Origin of the sequence: Klebsiella sp. KP20-425-1, assembly GCF_025813515.1 — a bacterium.
GTDB classification, from domain to species: domain Bacteria; phylum Pseudomonadota; class Gammaproteobacteria; order Enterobacterales; family Enterobacteriaceae; genus Klebsiella; species Klebsiella pneumoniae.
In genome coordinates, this window is record NZ_CP109614.1 from 4485738 (window position 1) to 4507106 (window position 21369).

The 21369-nt window shown below is 61.3% G+C and carries 23 protein-coding genes; 15 read left to right on the forward strand and 8 right to left on the reverse strand.

The annotated features are described in order from the left end of the window. Window positions 1–16: 16 nt before the first annotated feature. Both OHJ17_RS21955 and OHJ17_RS21960 read right to left on the reverse strand, forming a co-directional pair. Window positions 17–409, reverse strand: coding sequence for a RidA family protein (locus OHJ17_RS21955; RefSeq protein WP_002887555.1), 393 nt, complete (start codon window positions 407–409; stop codon window positions 17–19). Window positions 410–419: 10 nt separating this feature from the next. After that, the gene (locus OHJ17_RS21960; protein ID WP_032433818.1) at window positions 420–1859 is read right to left on the reverse strand and encodes an N-acyl-D-amino-acid deacylase family protein; all 1440 of its coding nucleotides are present in this window, start codon (window positions 1857–1859) and stop codon (window positions 420–422) included. Here OHJ17_RS21960 and OHJ17_RS21965 point away from each other — a divergent pair. Beyond that, the gene (locus OHJ17_RS21965) at window positions 1837–2016 is read left to right on the forward strand and encodes a hypothetical protein (RefSeq protein ID WP_032433817.1); all 180 of its coding nucleotides are present in this window, start codon (window positions 1837–1839) and stop codon (window positions 2014–2016) included. The genes OHJ17_RS21960 and OHJ17_RS21965 overlap by 23 nt on opposite strands. A 43-nt stretch (window positions 2017–2059) precedes the next feature. Continuing rightward, window positions 2060–3280: an amino acid deaminase gene (locus OHJ17_RS21970; RefSeq protein WP_038434870.1), complete on the forward strand. Its 1221-nt coding sequence runs from the start codon at window positions 2060–2062 to the stop codon at window positions 3278–3280. 119 nt (window positions 3281–3399) lie between these two features. Here OHJ17_RS21970 and OHJ17_RS21975 read toward each other — a convergent pair whose 3' ends face one another. The 5 genes from OHJ17_RS21975 to OHJ17_RS21995 form a co-directional block, all read right to left on the reverse strand. Further along, a complete protein-coding gene (locus OHJ17_RS21975; protein ID WP_032433815.1) occupies window positions 3400–4416 on the reverse strand; it encodes an Ldh family oxidoreductase in 1017 nt (338 codons plus the stop codon). A gap of 11 nt (window positions 4417–4427) precedes the next feature. Then, the gene (locus tag OHJ17_RS21980; protein ID WP_004214398.1) at window positions 4428–6029 is read right to left on the reverse strand and encodes an APC family permease; all 1602 of its coding nucleotides are present in this window, start codon (window positions 6027–6029) and stop codon (window positions 4428–4430) included. Window positions 6030–6044: 15 nt separating this feature from the next. Continuing rightward, entirely contained in the window at window positions 6045–7649 is a 1605-nt protein-coding gene (locus OHJ17_RS21985; RefSeq protein WP_032433814.1) for an aldehyde dehydrogenase (NADP(+)), read from the reverse strand. A gap of 14 nt (window positions 7650–7663) precedes the next feature. Further along, entirely contained in the window at window positions 7664–8584 is a 921-nt protein-coding gene (locus OHJ17_RS21990; RefSeq protein WP_008807565.1) for a dihydrodipicolinate synthase family protein, read from the reverse strand. 151 nt (window positions 8585–8735) lie between these two features. After that, entirely contained in the window at window positions 8736–9560 is an 825-nt protein-coding gene (locus OHJ17_RS21995; RefSeq protein ID WP_015368421.1) for an AraC family transcriptional regulator, read from the reverse strand. A 310-nt stretch (window positions 9561–9870) separates the two neighbouring features. On the opposite strand from OHJ17_RS21995, the gene OHJ17_RS22000 reads away from it, so the two are divergent. Genes OHJ17_RS22000 through OHJ17_RS22015 form a run of 4 tightly spaced genes read left to right on the forward strand, consistent with a single transcriptional unit; the run spans window position 9871 to window position 13427 of the window. After that, window positions 9871–10818 carry a 4-hydroxyproline epimerase gene (locus OHJ17_RS22000; protein ID WP_032433813.1) on the forward strand — a complete coding sequence of 316 codons (948 nt, stop codon included), beginning with the start codon at window positions 9871–9873 and terminating at the stop codon, window positions 10816–10818. Further along, window positions 10815–11924, forward strand: coding sequence for an NAD(P)/FAD-dependent oxidoreductase (locus OHJ17_RS22005; protein ID WP_020801835.1), 1110 nt, complete (start codon window positions 10815–10817; stop codon window positions 11922–11924). Before OHJ17_RS22000 ends, OHJ17_RS22005 begins: the two co-directional genes overlap by 4 nt. Continuing rightward, window positions 11921–12184, forward strand: a complete 264-nt coding sequence (locus tag OHJ17_RS22010; protein WP_004211356.1) for a (2Fe-2S)-binding protein — start codon at window positions 11921–11923, stop codon at window positions 12182–12184. The genes OHJ17_RS22005 and OHJ17_RS22010 overlap by 4 nt, the downstream gene beginning before the upstream one ends. Next, window positions 12165–13427, forward strand: a complete 1263-nt coding sequence (locus OHJ17_RS22015; RefSeq protein WP_071557807.1) for an NAD(P)/FAD-dependent oxidoreductase — start codon at window positions 12165–12167, stop codon at window positions 13425–13427. The genes OHJ17_RS22010 and OHJ17_RS22015 overlap by 20 nt, the downstream gene beginning before the upstream one ends. A gap of 3 nt (window positions 13428–13430) precedes the next feature. Here OHJ17_RS22015 and hpaR read toward each other — a convergent pair whose 3' ends face one another. Beyond that, entirely contained in the window at window positions 13431–13871 is a 441-nt protein-coding gene (hpaR, locus tag OHJ17_RS22020) for a homoprotocatechuate degradation operon regulator HpaR (RefSeq protein ID WP_032433812.1), read from the reverse strand. A 64-nt stretch (window positions 13872–13935) separates the two neighbouring features. Between hpaR and OHJ17_RS22025 the strand changes: the two genes are divergently transcribed. From OHJ17_RS22025 to hpaX, 9 genes are all read left to right on the forward strand, one after another. Beyond that, entirely contained in the window at window positions 13936–14100 is a 165-nt protein-coding gene (locus tag OHJ17_RS22025) for a hypothetical protein (RefSeq protein ID WP_020805208.1), read from the forward strand. Between the two features lie 57 nt (window positions 14101–14157). Then, window positions 14158–14790 carry a fumarylacetoacetate hydrolase family protein gene (locus tag OHJ17_RS22030; protein ID WP_004146085.1) on the forward strand — a complete coding sequence of 211 codons (633 nt, stop codon included), beginning with the start codon at window positions 14158–14160 and terminating at the stop codon, window positions 14788–14790. Then, complete coding sequence (locus OHJ17_RS22035; protein WP_002887498.1) at window positions 14787–15551, forward strand: fumarylacetoacetate hydrolase family protein; 765 nt, start codon at window positions 14787–14789, stop codon at window positions 15549–15551. Before OHJ17_RS22030 ends, OHJ17_RS22035 begins: the two co-directional genes overlap by 4 nt. Further along, window positions 15548–17014 carry a 5-carboxymethyl-2-hydroxymuconate semialdehyde dehydrogenase gene (gene hpaE / locus OHJ17_RS22040; protein WP_002887494.1) on the forward strand — a complete coding sequence of 489 codons (1467 nt, stop codon included), beginning with the start codon at window positions 15548–15550 and terminating at the stop codon, window positions 17012–17014. Before OHJ17_RS22035 ends, hpaE begins: the two co-directional genes overlap by 4 nt. Before the next feature lies 1 nt (window position 17015). After that, complete coding sequence (gene hpaD, locus OHJ17_RS22045; RefSeq protein ID WP_004178507.1) at window positions 17016–17873, forward strand: 3,4-dihydroxyphenylacetate 2,3-dioxygenase; 858 nt, start codon at window positions 17016–17018, stop codon at window positions 17871–17873. Between the two features lie 9 nt (window positions 17874–17882). Next, complete coding sequence (locus OHJ17_RS22050; protein WP_032433811.1) at window positions 17883–18263, forward strand: 5-carboxymethyl-2-hydroxymuconate Delta-isomerase; 381 nt, start codon at window positions 17883–17885, stop codon at window positions 18261–18263. Between the two features lie 108 nt (window positions 18264–18371). Continuing rightward, entirely contained in the window at window positions 18372–19175 is an 804-nt protein-coding gene (hpaH, locus tag OHJ17_RS22055; protein ID WP_002887487.1) for a 2-oxo-hept-4-ene-1,7-dioate hydratase, read from the forward strand. Between the two features lie 10 nt (window positions 19176–19185). Continuing rightward, a complete protein-coding gene (gene hpaI / locus OHJ17_RS22060; RefSeq protein WP_267302634.1) occupies window positions 19186–19983 on the forward strand; it encodes a 4-hydroxy-2-oxoheptanedioate aldolase in 798 nt (265 codons plus the stop codon). A 21-nt stretch (window positions 19984–20004) separates the two neighbouring features. Beyond that, on the forward strand, window positions 20005–21363 hold the full coding sequence (gene hpaX / locus OHJ17_RS22065) for a 4-hydroxyphenylacetate permease (RefSeq protein ID WP_032433809.1): 1359 nt from the start codon (window positions 20005–20007) through the stop codon (window positions 21361–21363). Window positions 21364–21369: the final 6 nt, after the last annotated feature.

The following is a 21369-nucleotide window of genomic DNA, read 5'->3' on the forward strand; positions in this document are numbered from 1 at the left end:
TTTTAGGTTTCGAGCGTTATTGTCGCGCAGCGTTAAAACAGGTCACATCCACTTCGACTTTACAATCCACCACCAGGTCCGCTACGCAGCAGATGCGGGCAGGCGGGTTGTCGCCAAAGAACTCGCGAAATACCTTATTGAACGACTGAAAATAGCGCGCATCGGTGAGGATCACTTTAACATGCACCACGTCGGCCAGGGTGTAGCCCGCTTCGGTCATGATATCTACGCAGTTCTGAATCGCCAGACGCGACTGGTCGACAATCCCGCCTTCCACGACTTCGCCATTTTTCATCGGCGTCTGGCCGGAAACGTACAGCCAGCCTCCCGCTTCCACCGCCCGCGCGAACGGCAGGTGCTGCCCGCCGGTACCGGTACCACCTTCTACGCCATAACGCTTGATACTCATACTCAACTCCTTAGTCCATCCGACGACGCAGGAAACGCCCTGCCCGCCCGGTAATTTTCTTATCACTGCCGTAGCTCATCACGCCGTTGACCATCACCGCCTCAATGCCGTCCGCCGGTCGTTTCGGGTCGGAGAAACTGGCGACATCGCGCACCGTCTGCGGGTCAAACAGCACCAGGTCGGCAAAGTAGCCAATTTTCACCAGCCCGCGATCCGCCAGCTGGAAGCGCGCCGCCGACAGCCCGGTCATCTTGTGTACCGCGGTAGTCAGCGGGAATAGCTGCTCGTCGCGGCTATAGTGGCCGAGTACCCGCGGGAAGGCGCCCCACAGGCGCGGATGCGGCATCGGATCGTTCGGCAGCCCGTCAGAGCCAATCATAGTGACCGGATAGCGCATCACCCGCCGTACGTCCTGCTCATCCATGTTGTAGTAGATAGCGCCCGCCGGCATCAGCCGCGCCGCGGCGTCGTGCAGGCTCACCTGCCACTCATCGGCGATCTGTTGCAGCGTTTTCCCCGCCTGCGCCGGCTGCGCTTCGGACCAGGTGATCACGATATCAAACTCATCGGTCACCTGTTTCATATCCAGCGTCGACGAGCTGGCGGAGTAGGGATAACAGTCGCAGGCGATATCCTGCTGCTGGCGCATCTCATCGAAAAACGCCAGCGTCTCTTTGGTACGCCCCCAGTTTTTCGCCCCGGCGCACTTGTGGTGCGAAACCACCACCGGCACGTTGCCGTGGCGGCCGATGCGGAAGGCTTCGTCCAGCGCCTCGAGAATCGGCTCAAACTCCGAGCGTAAATGGGTGGTATAGACGCCCTTCCCGGCTGCCAGCTCTTCCGCCAGCGCCATCACCTCTTCGGTAGTCGACTGGAAGGCGCTGGCGTAGGCCAGCCCGGTACTGAGCCCTAATGCACCCTGGCGCAGCGCATCGCGTAGCTGTACGCGCATGCCGGCGATTTCCGTCTCGTTCGCCGGACGAAACAGATCGTCCATATGGTTATTGCGCAGCGCGGTGTGACCGATTAGCGTGCCGACGTTCAACGAAGGTCGCGCCGCTTCCACCGCGTGGGCATAAGCCTCCACGGTGGGATAGATAAAGTGCTGCTGCTCGCCGAGGAGATTCATCGGGTCCGGCACTTCGCCGCGCATGGTAGCGGTCGCCGCGCTGATCCCGCAGTTGCCGACGATCACCGTCGTCACCCCCTGGCTGAGTTTCGGCAAGTACTCAGGCATACGGATAACGTTGATATCATCATGGGTATGCACATCAATAAAGCCCGGCGCCAGTACCCGCCCCTGGCCATCAATCACCTGCTCCGCCGCGACATCCAGCGCCGGGGCGATAGCCATTATTCGGTCGCCCTTCACCGCCACTTCAGCACGGTATTGCGGCCCGCCGCTCCCGTCGATCACCGTGACGTTTTTGAAAAGCCAGTCAACTTTCATAGCAATTACTCCCTTTCGACATGCCGATAAGTTAACCATTTACAAGCGCAAAAAACAGTGGAAAACTACGCAAAACCCAGATCATTTTGTGATACTTTTATTCAAAATGAATAACATTTTTATATTAAAAATATATTTATCAAATAGTTATAAATGATACCAAGAGACTAACCGATTATAACCCCTGAAAGGATAGTGTTATGAAATACCATTCAGCACCGCTCATCCCGCACAAATCCGCCCTCATGTCCGCGCCGGCTAATCTGCTGGCGGAAGAGGTCTGTCTACCCGCCGCGCTGCTAAAAAAGTCGGCGCTGGAAAATAATATTTCATGGATGCAGCGTTACGCCGACGCCCGCGGCGTGTCGCTGGCGCCGCATGGTAAAACGACAATGACGCCATGGATATTTCAGGCGCAGCAGCGAGCGGGAGCGTGGGGGATCGGCGTGGGCAGCGCCTGGCAGGCCAGCGCGGCGATGGCCAGCGGCATCCAACGCGTCCTGATGGTCAATCAGCTGGTCGGCAAGGCCAATATGCAGGTGGTCGCGCAGCTAAAAGCCCACTATCGGGCAGTGGATTTTATCTGCTGCGTCGATAGCGAGGCTAACGTACGCACCCTCTCCGCTTTCTTCACCGCCCAGGGACAAACGCTGGATGTGCTGATTGAACTTGGCGTGCCGGGCGGGCGCTGCGGCTGTCGTAGCGTTGATGACGCGCTGGCGCTGGCGCAGCGGGTAAGCGATCTGCCGGGGTTACGGCTACGCGGACTGGAATTGTATGAAGGAGTGCTGCACGGCGACGATCCACAACCGCAGGTGGAAGCGTTATTACAACAGGCCGCGGCGCTTGCCTGCCGCATGGAGTCGCTGGTTGACGGCGAATTTATTCTCACCGGCGCGGGCACCGTCTGGTATGACGTGGTGTGCAACATCTGGCTGGCGGCGGCAAAACCGCGCCGCTGCCGTATCGTCATCCGCCCTGGCTGTTATATCACCCACGATCGCGGGATCTACGATCTCGCACAACAAGAGCTGATCGCCCGCGATCCGATTGCCTGCGATCTCGCCGGCGATCTTACATCAGCGCTGGAGCTGATGGCGATGGTGCAATCGGTGCCTGAGGCGGATCGCGCGGTGGTGAATTTCGGCAAGCGCGACTGCGCTTTCGACGCCGGGCTGCCGCAGCCGATCGCCCATTATCGTAACGGCCAGCAGTTAGCGCTGCGCGCGGAGTCGATCGTCAGTATCGGCATCATGGATCAGCACTGCATGCTGCGCCTGGCGCCGGGCAGCGATGTGCAGGTCGGCGATATTCTGCTGTTCGGCACTTCGCACCCCTGTCTGACCTTTGATAAATGGAAGACATTGCTGCTGGTCGATGACGACTACAACGTGCTGGACGAGCTCGACACGCTGTTTTGACAGGCATCCCGGGTGGCGGCGCTTCGCGCCTTACCCGGGCTACACAACCCGCAACGTTCGGTAGCCCGGCTAAGCGTAGCGCAAGCCGGGGGATGTCCCGGGGGACGGCGCTTCGCGACTTACCCACCCTGGCGCAAGGCGCAAATCTCATCATGCAATGAACGGCTGATGGCGACCCCCTGCCGCTCACTCTGCCGGCGGCAGGCGAAACGCCGCTCGCCCGGCAGCCGCGCGCCCTGATCCTGCATCGCATTGAACAGCGTTTCGGCGCGCTCCAGCTGCTCTTGTGCCTGCGCGCCGAGAAAGCGCTGCGGATCCAGCGCCAGGATAAGCTCGCCGCCGTAGGGGAGACCTCCCGCGCCGTTATCCCACGCCAGCGATTCGGCGCTGGTCATATCGCCAATAAGCGGCCCGGCCAGCAGCTCAACCATTGCCGCCAGCGCCGAGCCCTTATGGCCGCCAAAGGTTAACATCGCGCCGTTCAGCACCTCTGCGGCATCGGTCGTTGGCCGTCCCTGACTGTCGATTCCCCACCCTTCAGGTAGCGCTTTGCCGGCGCGCTGATGCAGCTGTATCTCGCCGCGCGCCGCGGCGCTGGTCGCCATATCAACAATAAACGGCGGTTTGTCCCGCCGCGGCCAGCCAAAAGCGATAGGATTGGTGCCGAACAGCGGACGCGTGCCGCCCGCCGGGGCGACCCAGGCGTGGCTTGGCGTGCAGGCCAGCCCCACCAGCCCTGCCTCGGTCAACGGCTCAATATCGGCAAACAGCGCGGAAAAATGGACGCAGCGGTTAATCGCCAACGCAGCAATGCCGCTGTGCCGCGCCTTCTCCAGCAGTAACGGCAGCGCGCGCTCGTAGGCCAGCAGCGAAAAAGCGCCGCCGGCGTCCGCCCGCGCAATCGCCGGCGCCTGATCGTGGATTTGCGGCTCGGCATCAGGCGATACCTTACCTTTACGCAAGGTATCGACAATGCCCAACAGCCGCCACAGGCCGTGGGAAGCGCAGCCGTCGCGCTCCCCGTCGGCTACATTACGTGCAATGGCCGCCGCGTGGTCGGCGCTAAATCCATTGGCGCTGAGTACCTCCAGCGCCAGGTCATAAGCTTCAGGTAACGATAGAGTTACCGACTCCATACTGTTCTCCTTTACTCTTCTTCGTCTCCGCTAAAGTTAGCCTGCGGCAGGCAGCTGCGCGCGCCCCAGTAGTAAATCCCCAACGACATCGCCGCCACCAGCACCGTATCCCAGGGGTGACCGATAACATTAAGCCCGCCGAAGCTGCCCAGCCAGGAAAAGAGGATAATCAACGCATAAAAAACGATCAGCCACAGCGAAGACTTCACCTGCTGCGCCAGGCTCACGGTATGTTCCGGCACCTTACCCTTGCACATCACGTAGACGACAAACATCACGATTTGCAGCCCCAGTAACCATGAGAGCGTATTCCAGCCGGACCAGTAGACTATCAGCGCCGAGATCATAAACGATATCGGGCCGATGATGCCGAAGGCGCGCACGCGGAACGGCCGCGGCAGATCCGGCGCGTTGCGGCGCAGCCCGGCGGCAGTCACCGGGGCGATGGCGTAGCTCAGCACCAGGGCTGCCGATACCACGCTAATGAGCTGTTCCCAGGAGGGGAACGGCAGCGTCCAGAAAATCGACAGCCCAAAGGTCAGCCATAGCGCCGGGCGCGGAATCCCGGACGCTTTATCAATATGGGTAAAGGCCTTAAAGAAAGTACCCGCCTTCGCCCAGCCGTAGATCACCCGCGGCGTCGCGTTCATATAGATATTGCCGGTGCCGCTCGGGGAGATAATCGCATCGCTTATCACCATAAAGGCCAGCCAACCCATGCCGAGGGTAATGGCGATATCGCGATACGGCAGCGAGAACTGTTTGCTCACCTCGGCCCAGCCGCCGTTCAGCATCTCGGTGGGGATACTGCCAAGGAACGCCAGCTGCAGCAGCACGTAGATAATCGTCGACAGCACCACTGATAAAATCAACGCAATAGGGATAGTCCGCTGCGGCTTTTGTACTTCGCTGGCTACCGAGATAATCGGCGTCAGTCCCAGATAAGCGAAGATAATTCCGCCCGCGCTAATTGCCGCTTCCACCCCGGACATGCCGAACGGCGCAATCCCCTGAGCGTGCAGGTTCTCCGGTTTAAAGAAGGCGAACAGCGTCACCACCACCAGCAGCGGCACCAGAAACTTGAGCACGCTGATGAAGTTGTTCGATCGGGCGAATGTCTTAACGCTGTAGTAGTTAAGCGCAAAGAAGAAACAGAGTAGCAAGAACTGCACCACCCACCCCAGCAGCGTCGGCGAACTGGAGCCCGGTTGGGTCAGCGCCGGAAACCAGGCGGCGGCATATTGCCGGGCGGCGACAATTTCAATCGAGATCAGGCTGGAGAAAGCGATCAGGGTGATGAACCCCAGTAGATAGCCCATCAGCTCGCCGTGGGAAAAGACCGGGTAGCGAATAATGCCGCCGGCGCGCGGCAGCGCCGCCCCCAGCTCGCAGTAGACAATCCCCAGCAGCAGCACCGCAAAGCCGCCGATCACCCACGATGCGATCCCGGCCGGACCAGCGATGGATGCGACGTGGCTGGCAGCGAATAACCATCCGGAGCCGAAAATTGCCCCCAGGCCGATAAAGGTGAGATCGGTTAGGGTCAGCTGTTTTTTAAACTTACCCGACTCTGCAACGCGGGTTTGACTGTTATGCGTAGAGTGAATGGTCATGGTGATGCCCTTGCGTCAATGAGGGGAGGAAATCGCTTCCCGGGTCCACTGGCCGTTGACCAGGCGCAGCAGGTTCAAAGGGTTCGCATCCTGCAGCGCCGGCGGTAACAGGGCGGCGGGCGCGTTCTGCAGACAGACCGGGCGCAGAAAGCGTTCAATCGCCCGGCTGCCGACCGAGGTCCCGCGTGCGTCGGTGGTCGCCGGCCACGGGCCGCCGTGGACCATCGCATCGCACACTTCCACGCCGGTGGGATAACCGTTAAACAGCACCCGTCCGGCCTTCTCACAAAGCAGCGGTAGAAGGCTCGCCGCCAGCGGGCCATCATCCGCCTCGGCATGCAGCGTCGCGGTGAGCTGACCCTGCAGCGCTTTCACCACCGCCTTCAGTTGGGCCTCATCATCCACTTCCACCAGTAGCGATAGCGGGCCGAAAACTTCGGTCTGCAGCAGCGTATCCTGCGCCAACAGATCCTCGACCTGAGCCTGCCACAGCAGGGTCTGCGCCTGCCCGGCGCCGGCGGCGATGCCGCTCGCCAACTTCTCGATACGCGGGTGCGCCGCAAGCGCCGCCACGCCCTGACGGTAGTGCTGAAGGGTCGGCGCATTGAGCAACACCTGCGGCGTGGAGCCCGCTACCGCCGCGCACAGCGCCGACTTAAAGCGTTCCAGCCCGGCGCCGCGCAGCGCCAGAATCAGCCCCGGACGGGTACAGAACTGGCCGCCGCCGAGGGTGAATGACGCCACCAGCTCGTTTGCCAGCGCCTCGGCCCGCGTCTGCAGCGCCTGCGGCAGAATAATCAATGGGTTAATCGCCGACATTTCAGCAAACAGCGGAATTGGCTGCGGGCGCTGCTGCGCCAGCTGATACAGCGCCTTACCGCCGGCCAACGAACCGGTAAAGCCAACGGCCTGAATCGCCGGATGACGGACCAATTCGGCGCCGATATCGGTCCCGAAAATCATATTGAATACGCCGCCGGGTAAACCGCACCGTACCACCGCCCTGACGATCGCCTCGGCGGTCAGCTCGGCGGTGGCCATATGGCCCGGATGGGCCTTCACCACCACCGGGCAGCCAGCCGCCAGCGCCGAGGCGGTATCGCCGCCAGCGGTAGAAAAGGCCAACGGAAAGTTGCTGGCGCCAAACACCGCCACCGGCCCTAACGCCTGCTGATACTGGCGCAGGTCCGGGCGCGGCAGCGGCTGACGGTCGGCTAAGGCGGTATCAATACGGGCGGCGAAGGTATCGCCGCGCAGGATCACGCCAGCAAACATCCGCAACTGGCCGCTGGTGCGCGCCCGTTCTCCCTGTAGCCGCGCCAGCGGCAGCGCGGTCTCCTGCCCGGCGATAGCAAAAAACGCCTCGCCCAGCGCATCCAGTTCATCAGCAATGGCGTTGAGAAAGCGCGCCCGCTGCTGCGGCGTGGTTTGTGAATAGACGGCAAAGGCCTCCTGCGCGGCTTCTGCGGCCTGAGCGGCTTCCTCACAGGAAGCCGGATAAAAGCGGTGGCCGGTGGCTTCGCCGTCCACCGCCCGCAGGCTCAATAGCGTCGCCTCACCGCTGGCAATACGGCGTCCGGCGATAAACTGCCGTCCCGCCATGGTCTGAGATGCATTCATATTGACTCCTGTGCTCAGAGGCCGACATCCGGCAGCGTCGGACGAGTGGCCAGCGCCTGTTCAACGATCGCCACCACCTGCTGGCGCGTTTCGCCTTCCAGCGCCAGACGCGGCGGACGGGTAATGGCGCTACCGCGGCCCAGCAACTCTTCACACAGCTTGATGCACTGCACCAGATCCGGACGCGCATCGAGATGCAGCAGCGGCATGAACCAGCGGTACAACGCCATCGCCTCTTCGTAACGCTGCTGGCGGGCGAGACGGAATAACGTTTCCCCTTCGCGCGGGAAGGCGTTGGACATTCCGGAGATCCAGCCTTCCGCGCCGACGGCAATACTTTCCACCACCACGTCATCCAGCCCGGCAAACAGCACGAAGCGGTCGCCAACGGTGTTACGCAGGTCGATAAAGCGGCGGGTATCGCCGGAGGAGTCTTTAAAGCAGACGATGTTGTCGCAGTCGGTCAGGGTGGCGAGAATGTCCGGCGTCACGTCGTTTTTGTAAATCGGCGGGTTGTTGTAGACCATAATCGGCAGGTCGGTAGCGCTCGCCACGCTGCGGAAGTGGGCCGCGGTTTCATGCGGTTTTGAGGAGTAGACCAGCGCCGGCATCACCATGATCCCGTCGACGCCGACGCGCTCCGCCTCTTTCGCCATTTTCTGGGCAAAGGCGGTGGTGAACTCGGCCACCCCGGCGATGACCGGAATTTTGCCGCCGGCGGCATCCTTCGCCACCTCGATAATCTGTAGTTTTTCATCGGTGCTCAGCGAAGTGTTTTCACCCACGCTGCCGCATACCACCAGCCCGGAAACGCCATCTTTCACCAGGTTTTTCATCACCGCGTGAGTGGCATCTAAATCGAGGGAGTAATCGCTACGAAACTGCGTGCTGACCGCCGGGAATACGCCGCTCCAGTGAATCGCTTTTTTGCTCATGCTCGGTTCCTTGTCGTCATTTTGTTAAGTCGAAGTGAATGAATGGTGAATATTCACTGACAGATTGACGTGTCGCGGAACCGGCGGCTTGTCGGTTTTCCCTCAATACGATGACGAAATTAGCACAGTCGGCAAAAGTGTGAGCCAGCGTTTATCCGAGCAGCGTGAGGCGAAAATCGCGCGGCGTCGAGCCGGTCATCGCCTTGAACTGGCGGCTAAAGGCGCTGTGATCGGTATACCCGCACTGCAAGGCGATATCGGTAATCGGCGTATCGCCAGCCAGCAGTTCGGTAGCTTTTTCCAGCCGCACTTTGTGGATCATTTGCCGCGGAGTGAGATGAAAGATCCGTTTGCAGTAGCGTTCGATCTGCGCAATCGACATCCCACTTAAGGCGGTCAACTCCTCCATGGCGATCGGCCGGTGATAATGGCGGCGGATATGATCGTCGACGATCGCCAGCCGCTGCCACGCCGGATGGCGGGCATGGGCCTCCTGCAGATCGTGCGAGATCCCGGCCATGCCGATCACCTGCCCGCTGATATCGCGTAGCGCCAGTTTCTGCGTCAGGCACCAGCCGCGCTCGCGGCCATTGTAGAGATGCATTTCCAGCTGATCGCGCAGGGTCACGCCTTCGCGCAACACCCGAAGATCCTGCTCGGTATAACCCTGACCCAGCGCGGAAGGAAAGACATCAGCGGAGGTTTTGCCCAGCAGCGAGGAAACGCTTTTGAAACCACAGCGGCGGGCCAGCGTCAGGTTCGCCAGCAGATAGCGCGCCTGACGATCTTTGATAAAAAAGACCACATTAGGGATGGCATTGAGCAGGGGCGCAATCAGCGCCAGCGCATTCAGCAGCGCGGGCATATTTTCCGGCCGCTGGCGCGCCAGCCCTTCGCAGATCTGGCTCAGCTCATCGACGGCCAGCTCAGGTTGGTTAACCGCCCGCGGCGGCGGCGCATCAGAAACACCGATCATAAGGCCTCCTCATGGTAAGTGACCGAAGGATATTTATTCACTTTCCGTTAACACCTCAAGCAGCAACCGTCGGTTTTGCGATCCTGGATCCGCTTTACGCCTTCCCCTGGTTTAGCCACTGGCACAATGGTCGCTTTCGGTTTACCACAGCATTAAACAAATGATTAATAAGAAATAACTATGTGAAATAGAAATATACCGCGCTCATTACTGTGCAGATTTCGTCATTTTCTCTGACGAAAGCGCTCAAGCAGGTCGGGAAAGGTTGCGCCAGCATGATGAAACATGTTGTTAACTTCCGGAGAGCCTGATGACCGCGCCACGCCCCCCTATTACGTTGAGAGCTATTGATTCACACACCGGCGGCGAACCAACCCGCCTGATCGTTGACGGATTCCCCGATCTCGGCGGCGGCAGCATGGCGAAGCGCCGCGACCGCTTCGCCCACGACTTCGACCATTGGCGTCAGGCGGCCATTCTCGAACCGCGCGGTAATGACGTACTGGTCGGCGCGCTGCTGTGCAAACCGGTCTCGGCGGCGGCTACCGCTGGCGTGATTTTCTTCAACAATGCCGGTTTTCTGAATATGTGCGGCCACGGCACAATCGGGCTTATCGCCTCGCTGGCCTGGCTTGGGCGTATCAAGCCTGGCGTACATCTGATTGAAACGCCGGTCGGCGACGTAAGCACCACGTTGCACGACGATGGCAGCGTATCGGTGCAAAACGTCCCGGCCCGCCGCTGGAAAAAACAGATCCGCGTTGAAACCGCGCTGGGTCCCGTCATCGGCGATATTGCCTGGGGCGGCAACTGGTTTTTCCTGATTAACGACCACCCGTTCGCCATAACGCCCGAACAGATTCCACAGCTCACCGACTACGCCTGGGCGGTACGCGAGGGGCTGGAAGCCGCGGGGATCCGCGGCGACGACGGCGGCGTTATCGACCATATCGAACTCTTCGCCGATGACGATACCGCCGACAGCCGCAGCTTCGTACTCTGTCCGGGAAAGGCCTGGGATCGCTCGCCGTGCGGTACCGGCACCAGCGCCAAGCTGGCCTGCCTGGCGCAGGATGGCAAGTTGCAGCCGGGGGAAATATGGCGCCAGGCCAGCATCATCGGCAGCCAGTTTACCGCCAGCTACCAGCGCACCGCGGAAGGCATCATCCCCACGATCCGCGGCGAAGCCTGGGTATGCGGCGATAACCAGTTGATCCTCAACCCTGACGATCCCTTCTGCTGGGGGATCGCGCCGTGAAGCAGTGCGACGTCATCGTGATCGGCGCCGGGATCATCGGCGCCGCCTGCGCGTGGCAGCTGGCGAAGCGGGGGCAGAGCGTGACGCTGATCGATAACGGTCAGCCCGGCGCCACGGCGGCCGGTATGGGCCATCTGGTGTGCATGGATGATGACCCCGCCGAGCTTGCCTTGTCGGCGTGGTCGCTGGAACGCTGGCGCGCTATCACGCCGCGGATGCCCGACAATTGCGCCTGGCGCGGCTGCGGCACGCTGTGGCTGGCGGAAAGCGAAGAAGAGATGACCGTCGCCGACGAAAAACAGCGGCGGATGGCCGGCCATCAGGTGCACAGCGAACGCCAGACTCCGCAGCAGATCGCCGGGCGCGAGCCGCTGCTGCGCGGCGGGCTGGCCGGCGGGCTATGGGTACCGGGCGATGGCATCGTCTACGCGCCGAACGTCGCCCGCTGGCTGATAGCCGATGCCGGAGACCATCTTACCTGCCTGCGCGATAGCGTACAGACGATTGACGAGCCGCAGGTGCTGCTCGCCAGCGGCCAACGGCTACAGGCGCGGGCGATCGTGGTGGCCTGCGGCCTTGAAGCCAACGCGCTGTTAGCAGAAAACTGGCTGCGACCGAAAAAAGGCCAACTGGCGATTACCGATCGCTACCGGCCGCGGGTGCAGCACCAGCTGGTTGAGCTGGGTTACGGCGCCAGCGCCCACGGCGGCGGCACCTCGGTGGCGTTTAACCTTCAGCCGCGGCCCACCGGCCAGCTGCTGATTGGCTCGTCGCGTCAGTTTGATAACCGCGAGCGCGAGTTGGATCTGCCCCTGCTGGCGCAGATGCTCGATCGCGCCCGCCATTTCGTGCCGGCGCTGGCGACGTTGAATATCATCCGCTGCTGGAGCGGTCTGCGCGCCGCCTCGCAGGATGGCAACCCGCTGATCGGCCCGCACCCCGCTCGCCGTGGCGTATGGTTAGCGCTGGGCCATGAAGGGCTGGGCGTCACCACCGCGCCGGCCACGGCCGAACTGCTGGCGGCGCAGATCCTCGATGAACGCAGCCCACTGGCGCCCGACGCCTGGCTCCCGGTACGTTTGTGTCAACAGGAGGCGATTGCATGAAGGCCACTCTCAACATCACCGTCGATGGCCAGCCTCTGACGGTGCCGGAAGGGATCAGCGTGGCGGCGGCGCTGGCGTTGACCGGCGACCCCACCACCCGCCAGGCGGTTAACGGCGAGCTCCGCGCGCCGTTTTGCGGCATGGGCGTCTGCCAGGAGTGCCGGATCGCCGTCGACGGCCATCGGGTGCTGGCCTGTCAGACCCTGTGCCGGGCCGGTATGCAAATAGAAAGGAGCCGCGATGAACACGCTGCGCTGTGACATTTTAATCCTCGGCGCCGGCCCCGCAGGGATGGCGGCCGCACTCTCCGCCGCCGCCTGCGATAAACAGGTCATCATCCTCGACGATAACCCCGCCCCTGGCGGACAAATCTGGCGTGCGGGTCCGCAGGCGACGCTACCGGCCCTGGCCCGGCGCTACCGCGACGCCATCGCCGCGTCAGCCGCCATCCGGGTAGTGAACGGCGCGCGGCTGATTGCCCGCCCCTCCGCGCACAGCGTGCTGTTTGAAACCGCCGACGGCGGCGGCGTGGTTTACTGGCAGAAACTGATCCTCTGCTGCGGCGCGCGCGAGCTGTCGCTGCCCTTTCCCGGCTGGACCTTACCCGGCGTGACCGGCGCGGGCGGCCTGCAGGCGCAAATCAAACATGGCCTGTCGCTGAAAGGTGAAAAGGTGGTGATTGCCGGCAGCGGTCCGCTATTGCTGGCGGTGGCGGATACGGTGAACAAGGCCGGAGGCGACGTGACGAATATCATTGAGCAAGCGCCGCTCCCGGCGCTGCTGCGCTTCGCCAGCGGGCTGTGGCGCTGGCCGCAGAAGCTGCGCCAGTTAGCGACGCTGGCCCCGAAAGGCTATCTGAGCGGCGCGCAGGCGATCCGCGCTCACGGTACAACGCGGCTGGAAGCCGTGACGCTTCGCCAGCGCGGCGTCGAGCGGACTATCGCCTGCGATCGGCTGGCTATCGGCTACGGGCTGATACCCAATATCGAGACGGCGCTGCTCTTCGGCTGCGCCACGGCGCAGGAGGCGATCCAGGTTAACCGCTGGCAGCAGACCAGCATCGCGGATATCTACGCCGCCGGCGAGTGCACCGGCTTCGGCGGTAGCGAACTGGCGCTGGCGGAGGGCGAAATCGCCGGTTTTGCCGCCGCCGGGGCCAGCCATCAAGCGCAGGCGTTATTTGCCCGCCGCGCCCGCTGGCAGCGCTTCGCCGACGCCATAAACCGCGCCTTCCGGCTGGCGGAGTCGTTGAAAAACGCGGCGACGCCGGAGAGCCTGCTGTGCCGCTGCGAGGATGTGCGCTGCGGCGACGTGGCTGCCGCCGACGACTGGCTGCAGGCCAAACTGACCCAGCGCTGCGGAATGGGCGCCTGTCAGGGGCGCACCTGCGCCGCCAGCGCCCGCTGGCTGTATGGCTGGCCGCTGCCGCAGCCGAGAGAGCCGCTGTCCCCCGCCCGCGCGGAAACGCTTATTGCCCTCGCCAGGCTGAGCGCCGAGCCGTAACCGCTACTCTTCTTCATCACTGCGCGCGGCAGGGACGCCAAGCGCAATAAACTCCTCCAGCAGGGAGGTCAGTTGCTGCAGCTTTTCCGTGGTGAACTGGGCCTCCAGCAGGCGATAGGTTTCTTCCACCTCCGCCTGGGCGCTTTCGTACAGCGCAGTTCCGGCAGGCGTCAGCGAGACGTACAGCTTGCGCTGATCGTTAACTGGCTTTAAGCGCAGCACCAGCCCATCCCGCTCCATGCGCGTCAAAATCCCGGTCAGGCTGGGGCGCAGGATACAGGCGCGAAAGGCCAGATCGTGAAAGTCCATCGACGGACGTTCGGCGAGAATTCGCACGATCCGCCACTGCTGTTCGGTGAGATTGTGCCGTTTGACGATCGGTCGAAAGTAGGCCATCGCCGCTTCACGCGCCTGCAACAAGGCAATGGTTAATGAATCATGCATAGTATCCCCTCAACAGCCTCACCAAAAACTTATTAATAACTTAATAATTAGCGTTAATCCTGCCATGTACAACCGGTTTCTGCACCTGAAAAGTACCAGTCTTTTCCTGAAAAATATTCAAATTATTGATTTACAACAAATAAGTAATTGCTATGTAAATATTGTGTTAATCCGATCACAAAACATTCACTTCCAGTTGCTAAACCTCAGCGCAAAGCATAAAAGATGATCATTAACATATTAATGAAATCCCTTTGAACCGAAATCTGTCCCAGAGGAGTGGTGAATGAAAGGTACCATCTTCGCCGTTGCGCTCAATCATCGCAGCCAGCTCGACGCCTGGCGCGAGGCGTTTCAACAGGCCCCCTACAAGACGCCGCCGAAAACCGCGGTCTGGTTTATCAAGCCGCGCAATACCGTAATTGGCGATGGCGAAGCGATCCCGTATCCGCAGGGCGAGACCGTACAAAGCGGCGCAACGGTGGCGCTGATTGTCGGCAAAACCGCGCGTAAAGTGGCGGCGGAAGAGGCGGCGAACTATATCGCTGGCTACGCGCTGGCTAACGATGTGAGTCTGCCGGAAGAGAGTTTTTATCGCCCGGCGATCAAAGCCAAGTGCCGCGATGGCTTCTGCCCCATCGGCACGCTATCGGCGGTACGCAACGTCGACGATCTGACCATCATCACCGAAATTAACGGCCGCGAGGCGGATAGCTGGCATACCGGCGATCTGCAGCGTAATGCCGCGCAGCTGCTGAGCGCCTTGAGCGAATTCGCCACCCTCAATCCCGGCGACGCGATCCTTATCGGCACGCCCCACTCTCGCGTCACGCTGCGCCCCGGCGACCGGGTACGTATTCTCGCCGACGGTTTCCCGGCGCTCGAAAATCCGGTTGTCGCAGAAGGAGAGCTGGCATGAAACAGGCACGCATTGAATGGCAAGGACAGGTACGCGACGTGCTGGTCAATGAACGCGACCAGGTGCGCCTGGACGATGGCACGGTATTAAAAGAAGGTGAATTCCGCTGGCTGCCGCCCGCCAACGGCACGCTGTTCGCGCTGGGGCTGAATTACGCCGATCACGCCAGCGAGCTGGAATTTAAACCGCCAACCGAGCCGTTGGTGTTTATCAAAGCGCCGAACACCTTTACTGGCCACCAGCAGCAGTCGGTACGCCCGGATAACGTCGAATACATGCACTACGAAGCCGAACTGGTGGTGGTGATTGGGAAAACCGCTCGCCGCGTCAGCGAAGCCGAGGCTATGGATTATGTCGCCGGCTATACCGTGTGCAATGACTACGCGATCCGCGACTATCTGGAAAACTACTACCGCCCGAACCTGCGGGTGAAAAGCCGCGACACCCTGACGCCGATCGGCCCGTGGATCGTCAGCAAAGAGGCGATCCCGGATCCGCATAATCTGGCCCTGCGCACCTGGGTCAACGGCGAGCTGCGCCAGCAGGGCACCACCGCCGATCTGATCTTCAGCATCCCGTTCCTCATCGCTTATTTAAGCGAATTTATGACCCTGCAACCGGGCGACATGATCGCCACCGGCACGCCGAAAGGGCTATCCGACGTGGTACCGGGCGACGAGGTGATCGTTGAAGTCGAGGGCGTGGGCCGCCTGGTCAACCATATCATCAGCCAGCAAGCGTATGAGGAGACACTGTCATGAAAAAGATTAACCATTGGATCAACGGTAAAAACGTTGCCGGCGCAGACTATTTTCATACCACCAACCCGGCCACCGGCGAGGTACTGGCGGAAGTCGCCTCCGGCGGTGAAGCCGAAATAAACCAGGCGGTGGCGGCGGCGAAAGAGGCCTTCCCGAAGTGGGCTAACCTGCCGATGAAAGAGCGCGCGCGCCTGATGCGCCGCCTGGGGGATCTGATCGATCAGAACGTCCCGGAGATCGCGGCGATGGAAACCGCCGATACCGGCCTGCCGATCCACCAGACCAAAAACGTGTTGATCCCGCGCGCCTCACACAATTTCGAATTTTTCGCCGAAGTATGCCAGCAGATGAACGGCAAGACCTATCCGGTCGACGACAAGATGCTGAACTACACCCTCGTGCAGCCGGTTGGCGTCTGCGCGCTGGTGTCGCCGTGGAACGTGCCGTTTATGACCGCCACCTGGAAGGTGGCGCCGTGCCTGGCGCTGGGGAATACCGCGGTGCTGAAAATGTCCGAACTGTCGCCGCTGACCGCCGATCGTCTGGGCGAGCTGGCGCTGGAAGCCGGGATCCCGGCTGGCGTACTCAATGTGGTGCAGGGCTACGGCGCCACCGCCGGCGACGCGCTGGTGCGCCATCATGATGTGCGCGCCGTCTCCTTCACCGGCGGCACCGCCACCGGCCGCAACATCATGAAAAACGCCGGTCTGAAAAAGTACTCCATGGAGCTGGGCGGAAAATCGCCGGTGCTGATTTTTGAAGATGCCGATATCGAGCGCGCGCTTGACGCCGCGCTGTTCACCATCTTCTCGATCAACGGCGAACGCTGCACCGCCGGCTCGCGCATCTTTATTCAGCAGAGTATCTACCCCGAGTTCGTTAAACGCTTCGCCGAGCGCGCCAATCGCCTGCGCGTAGGCGATCCGACCGATCCGAACACCCAGGTCGGCGCGCTGATTAGCCAGCAACACTGGGAGAAAGTGTCCGGCTACATTCGCCTCGGCATCGAAGAGGGGGCCACCCTGCTGGCCGGCGGCGCGGATAAACCGTCCGACCTGCCGGCGCATCTGAAAGCCGGCAACTTCCTGCGCCCGACGGTGCTGGCGGATGTCGACAACCGTATGCGCGTCGCCCAGGAAGAGATTTTTGGCCCGGTCGCCTGCCTGCTGCCGTTCAAAGACGAAGCGGAAGGGCTGCGCCTGGCGAACGATGTGGAATACGGCCTGGCGTCGTATATCTGGACCCAGGACGTCAGCAAAGTGCTGCGTCTGGCGCGCGGTATTGAAGCCGGGATGGTGTTCGTCAACACCCAGAACGTGCGCGACCTGCGTCAGCCGTTCGGCGGCGTGAAGGCCTCCGGCACCGGCCGCGAAGGCGGCGAGTACAGCTTTGAAGTGTTCGCCGAAATGAAAAACGTCTGCATCTCGATGGGCGACCATCCGATCCCGAAATGGGGAGTCTGATATGGGTAAGTTAGCGTTAGCAGCAAAAATCACTCACGTGCCGTCGATGTATCTGTCTGAGCTGCCGGGGAAAAACCACGGCTGCCGTCAGGGCGCGATCGACGGGCATAAAGAAATTGGCAAGCGCTGCCGTGAAATGGGCGTCGATACCATTATCGTGTTTGATACCCACTGGCTGGTCAACAGCGCCTACCACATCAACTGCGCCGACCATTTTCAGGGCGTCTACACCAGTAACGAACTGCCGCATTTCATTCGCGACATGACCTACGACTACGACGGCAACCCGGAGCTGGGCCAGCTTATCGCCGACGAGGCGGTGAAGCTCGGGGTGCGTGCCAAAGCGCACAATATTCCCAGCCTGAAGCTGGAGTACGGCACCCTGGTGCCGATGCGCTACATGAACAGCGATAAGCATTTCAAAGTGGTGTCCATTTCCGCCTTCTGTACCGTTCACGATTTTGCCGATAGCCGCAAGCTGGGCGAGGCCATCCTCAAGGCCATCGACAAATATGACGGCACTGTGGCGGTGCTGGCCAGCGGTTCGCTGTCGCACCGCTTTATCGATGACCAGCGCGCCGAAGAGGGGATGAACAGCTACACCCGCGAATTTGACCATCAAATGGATGAGCGGGTGGTGAAGCTATGGCGCGAGGGCAAATTCAAAGAGTTCTGCACCATGCTGCCGGAGTATGCCGACTACTGCTACGGCGAAGGCAACATGCACGACACGGTGATGCTGCTCGGCCTGCTGGGTTGGGATAAATACGACGGCAAGGTGGAGTTTATCACCGAGCTATTCGCCAGCTCCGGTACCGGCCAGGTTAACGCCGTGTTCCCGTTGCCAGCGCAGGCGTAAGGGGGCCCCATGCCGCATTTTATCACCGAATGTACCGACAACATCCGCGAGCAGGCCGATCTGCCTGGGCTGTTCGCCAAAGTCAACGAGGCGCTGGCCGCCACCGGCATCTTTCCGATCGGCGGGATCCGCAGCCGCGCCCACTGGCTGGATACCTGGCAGATGGCCGACGGCAGGCAGGATTACGCCTTCGTGCATATGACCCTGAAGATCGGCGCCGGGCGCAGCCTGGAGAGCCGTCAGGACGTGGGAGATATGCTGTTCACGCTGATCAAATCCCACTTCGCGACGCTAATGGAGAGCCGCTATCTGGCGCTGTCGTTCGCCATGGAAGAGCTCGACCCGACGCTGAACTACAAACAAAACAACGTGCACGCGTTATTTAAATAATGTGCAAATTGCCCGGTGGCGCTGCGCTTACCGGGCCTACAACGGCCATGAATTTGTAGGCTGGATAAGCGAAGCGCCATCCGGCAATGCAATGCCACAGGAATCTCTATGCTCGATAAACAGACCCGTACCCTGATTGCCCAGCGGCTGAACCAGGCCGAAAAGCAGCGTGAACAGATCCGCGCGATCTCGCTGGATTATCCGTCGATCACCATTGAGGACGCCTACGCCGTCCAGCGCGAGTGGGTCGAGATGAAGATCGCCGAAGGCCGCGTGCTCAAAGGCCACAAGATCGGCCTGACCTCTAAAGCGATGCAGGCCAGTTCGCAGATCAGCGAGCCGGACTACGGCGCGCTGCTCGACGATATGTTCTTCCACGACGGCAGCGATATTCCCACCGACCGCTTTATCGTGCCGCGTATTGAAGTCGAGCTGGCCTTCGTGCTGGCCAAACCGCTGCGCGGCCCGAACTGCACGCTGTTTGATGTCTACAACGCCACCGACTACGTTATCCCGGCGCTGGAGCTTATCGACGCGCGTTGCCACAACATCGACCCGGAAACCCAGCGTCCGCGCAAAGTGTTCGACACTATCTCCGATAACGCCGCCAACGCCGGGGTGATCCTCGGCGGCCGGCCGATTAAACCGGACGAGCTCGACCTGCGCTGGATCTCCGCCCTGCTGTATCGCAACGGCGTGATTGAAGAGACCGGCGTCGCCGCGGGCGTGCTTAATCATCCGGCCAACGGCGTGGCCTGGCTGGCCAACAAACTGGCGCCATACGATGTCCAGCTCGAAGCCGGGCAGATTATCCTCGGCGGCTCCTTCACCCGCCCGGTCCCGGCGCGCAAGGGCGATACCTTCCACGTCGACTACGGCAACATGGGCGCCATCAGCTGCCGCTTTGTTTGAGGAGAGCAACATGAACAACGCATTTAAAGAGGCGCTCAAGGCCGGGCGTCCGCAAATCGGCCTGTGGCTTGGGCTGTGCAGCAGCTACAGCGCCGAATTGCTGGCCGGCGCGGGCTTCGACTGGCTGCTGATCGACGGCGAACACGCGCCCAACAATGTACCAACGGTGCTGACCCAGCTTCAGGCCATTGCGCCCTACCCCAGCCAGCCGGTGGTGCGTCCGTCGTGGAACGATCCGGTACAAATTAAACAACTGCTGGACGTCGGCGCGCAAACCCTGCTGGTGCCGATGGTGCAGAACGCCGAAGAAGCGCGGCTGGCGGTCAGAGCCACCCGCTACCCGCCTGCCGGCATTCGCGGCGTCGGCAGCGCGCTGGCCCGCGCCTCGCGCTGGAATCGCGTCCCGGATTATATCCACCGGGCCAATGACGCCATGTGCGTACTGGTGCAGATTGAGACCCGCGAAGCGCTGAAAAATCTGCCGCAGATCCTCGATGTCGAAGGGGTGGATGACGTGTTTATCGGCCCGGCGGATCTCAGCGCTGATATGGGCCACGGCGGCAACCCACAACACCCGGAAGTGCAGGCCGCCATTGAAGATACCATCCAGCAAATCCGCCAGGCCGGAAAGGCGCCGGGGATCCTGATGGCCAATGAACAGCTGGCGAAACGCTATCTCGAACTGGGCGCGCTGTTCGTCGCCGTCGGCGTCGATACCACCCTGCTGGCCCGCGGCGCAGAAGCGCTGGCGGCCCGTTTTACCCACACCGCAACCACCACAACCGATAACAATAAATCCGTCTATTGAACGGATAATGTGGAGCGCAACATGACTACCTCTACCCTGCAACACAATGATAATAAAGCCGTTGAAGTAGAAAACCGGGTGATCAAAAAGCTGTTCCGCCGCCTGATCACCTTCCTGTTTGTTCTCTTTGTTTTCTCATTTTTGGATCGCATTAATATCGGCTTCGCCGGCCTGACGATGGGTAAAGATCTCGGCCTGACCTCCACCATGTTCGGCCTGGCGGCGACGCTGTTCTACGTCACCTACGTGCTGTGCGGGATCCCCAGCAATATCATGCTGGCGAAAGTTGGCGCGCGCCGCTGGATCGCCGGGATCATGGTGGTCTGGGGGATCGCCTCGACCTGCACCATGTTCGCCACCAGCCCGCATACGCTGTATATCCTGCGGATGCTGGTCGGCATCGCCGAAGCCGGTTTTCTGCCGGGGATCCTCGTCTATCTGACCTGGTGGTTCCCGGCCTACCATCGCGCCCGCGCCAACGCCCTGTTTATGATCGCCATGCCGGTGACCATGATGCTCGGCTCGATACTTTCCGGCTATATCCTGGCGCTCGACGGCCTGTGGAACCTGAAAGGCTGGCAGTGGCTATTTCTGCTGGAAGGCCTGCCGTCGGTGGTGCTCGGCGTCGTCACCTGGTTCTTCCTCAACGACACGCCGGATAAAGCCAACTGGCTGGACAACGAAGAAAAACAGGCGCTGAAGGCGATGATCGATCGCGAGCGGGAACATGCGGCAATCGTCCCGGCTTCGCCGCGTTCCACGCTGCGCGAAGTACTGACGCCAGCGGTGCTGATGTATACCCTCGCCTACTTCTGCCTGACCAATACCCTCAGCGCCATTAATATCTGGACGCCGCAGATCCTGCAGAGCTTCAACACCGGCAGTAGCAACATTATGATTGGCCTGCTGGCGGCGATCCCGCAGTTCTGCACCATTTTCGGCATGATCTGGTGGAGCCGCCGATCCGACCGGCGCAAAGAGCGCAAGATGCATACCATCCTGCCCTACCTGTTCGCCGCGGCGGGTTGGCTGCTGGCTTCGGCAACGCACCACAGCCTGAGCCAACTGATCGGCATTATTATGGCTTCGGTGGGATCCTTTACCGCGATGGCCATTTTCTGGACCACCCCGGATCGGGTGATCAGCCTGCAATCGCGCGCGGTGGCGCTCGCGGTGATCAACGCCATCGGCAACGTCGGCTCTGCCGTCAGCCCGCTGTTGATCGGCATTTTGCGCGATACCACCGGCAGCTTTAGCTCCGGGCTGTGGTTTGTCGCCGGGCTGCTGATCGTCGGCGCGCTGGTGCTCACCCGCATTCCGATGAGCCAGCGCGAGGACGCCGCCGCCGCGCCGGGCTTAGCGGCGCAAAAAGGCCACTAAGGAGCG